This window comes from Streptomyces odonnellii, assembly GCF_000981895.1.
GTDB classification, from domain to species: Bacteria; Actinomycetota; Actinomycetes; order Streptomycetales; family Streptomycetaceae; genus Streptomyces; species Streptomyces odonnellii.
Genome location: NZ_LATD01000608.1, coordinates 1 through 2,083, shown reverse-complemented (window position 1 = coordinate 2,083; position 2,083 = coordinate 1). Strand labels below are relative to the sequence as shown.

At 70.8% G+C, this 2,083-nt stretch carries 2 protein-coding genes; both read left to right on the top strand.

Annotated elements, in window-relative coordinates:
* The first annotated feature begins 7 nt into the window (after positions 1-7).
* Entirely contained in the window at positions 8-580 is a 573-nt protein-coding gene (locus tag WH07_RS35605) for a MobC family plasmid mobilization relaxosome protein (protein ID WP_063775894.1), read from the top strand.
* Positions 577-2,083, top strand: a 1,507-nt coding sequence (locus tag WH07_RS35600) for a relaxase/mobilization nuclease domain-containing protein (protein ID WP_046509374.1), incomplete at its 3' end; no start/stop codon positions are given. The genes WH07_RS35605 and WH07_RS35600, both read left to right, overlap by 4 nt.

Here is a 2,083-nt window from a genome sequence, read left to right as displayed (position 1 = left end):
CGGTCTCGTGGGCTCGGAGAGGTGTATAAGAGCCAGGGAGCATGTCCTGGTCGGGGCCGAGGGCGGCCCCGACCAGGACATGCTCCACGTCGTTCAGCGCGAGATCCTCCGCCCCGTGCGCGAAGACGTTGCCGCCGCCGGCGAACCCGCCGTGAAGAGCGCGCAGCCCACGATCCGCCGCTTCACCGGCGAAAAACGCGATGCACGCGTCGGCCCCCTGCGGTTCCTTGGCGAGGAGCGTGCCCGACTCCAGGACGTTGCCGCCGAGCACGGCTACAAAGGCGACTCCGGCTTCGCCGCCGATGTCGTCCTCGCCTTCATCACCGGGCGGTTCACTGCCAATCTCCCCCTGTCCGAGGACCGCCGCCGCACCCACCACTTCCGCGCTCAGGTGCTGCGCCAGCTCAACCGCATCGGCGTCAACGTCAACCAGATCGCCCGCGCCCTCAACAGCGACTACACGCCACCCGACATACGCCAGCGTCTGACCGAACTCCAGCAGTTGCTGGAGCTGATCGCCGATGCCCTGCGCCAGCCTGTCGAACTGGCCGAGCCGGAAGAAGAGGGGCTGTCCGCGTGATCGCCGCCATCAAACCGGCCGGGTGCAACACCCGTGGCCTGCTCGCCTACCTCTACGGCCCCGGCCGCCAGGACGAGCACCTCGACCCGCACATCGTCGCGGGCTTCGCCCTGCTCGGCATGCCCGACCCCGGCCGCGACGAGAGGGCCGCCCTCACCGAACTCGCCCGCTACCTCGACGAGCCCGTACGACTGCGTAACAGCGAGTTCGGACGTGCGGTCACCGACCACGTGTGGCACTGCCCCGTGCGCGCCGCACCCGAAGACCGCTACCTCTCCGACGCCGAGTGGGGCGAGATAGCCCAGCGCGTCGTCGAAGCCGCCGGCATAGCCCCGCCCGGCGACGACCTGGCCTGCCGCTGGATCGCCGTACGCCACGCCGACGACCACATCCACATCCTGGCCACCACCGTCCGCGAAGACGGCCGCCGCCCCAAGCTCCACGACAGCGGCCTCCGCGTCGGCGACGCTTGCCGGGAGATCGAAAAGGACTACGGGCTACGCCAGTTGAAGAAGGGCGACTGCACCGGCAGCCGCCGCCCCACTCAGGCCGAGATGCACAAGGCCCAGCGCATGGGCTGGGAGCAGACCAGCCGACAGTGGCTCGAAGACCGTATCCGTGCCGCCATCCCCCACGCCCGCACGGCCGAAGAACTCCTCGCTTATCTCGAAGCCGACGGCGTCGCGGTCAAGCCCAGGCGTGGGCCCTCTGGAGATCTCCTCGGCTACGCCGCCGGACGCCCCGGCGACCTCAATGAGAAGGGCGAGCAGATCTTCCACTCGGGGAAGAAGATCGCTTCCGACCTCACCTTGCCCAAACTGCGGGCCCGTCTGGAAGCTGTCGTGCCCGAGGAGCACCCCACGGCCCGCCGCAACAGGCCCACCACCCCCTGGCAGCAGGCCATCGACGCTCTCGATACTCTCCACACCCAGCTCACCGACACCACCGGTGCCGACAGCGGCGACGAGCGCTCCCAGGCCCACATCGCCGCCCTCGGCGAACTCATCGAGGCTGCCGCCCAGCAGGCGCCGACCAACCTGCATGCCGAACTCCATGCCGCAGCAAAGGCGTTCGCCCGCGCCCAACGTTCCCAGATCCGAACCGAAGACCGGGCCGCCGACGCCGTACGCCTCGCAGCCCGCGACATCATCCACACCGCTACCGGCCCGGACGGCAGCGCCCTCGCAGCCCTGATCGCCGCCCTCGTCTGGTCCGCGATCCTCTCCCGGCGCTGGCACGAGGCCAAGCAGCACGCCCACCAGGCCGAGGCCGCCCGCCAGGCCCTCCACCACCTCCAGGCCGCAGCCGACCACGCCATGGGCCCCGTGCTCGCCGAACTGGAGCACCGCCAGCTCAAGGAACAGGCCCGCCTCACCCTGGCCAGCGACGTGCGCGCCGCCGTCCCCGCCCACGCCGCCCGCATACTCGCCGACCCCAGCTGGCCCCCCCTGGCCACCCTCCTCGCCGACGCCGAAGCCGCCCGCCACCAACCCCACCAACTCC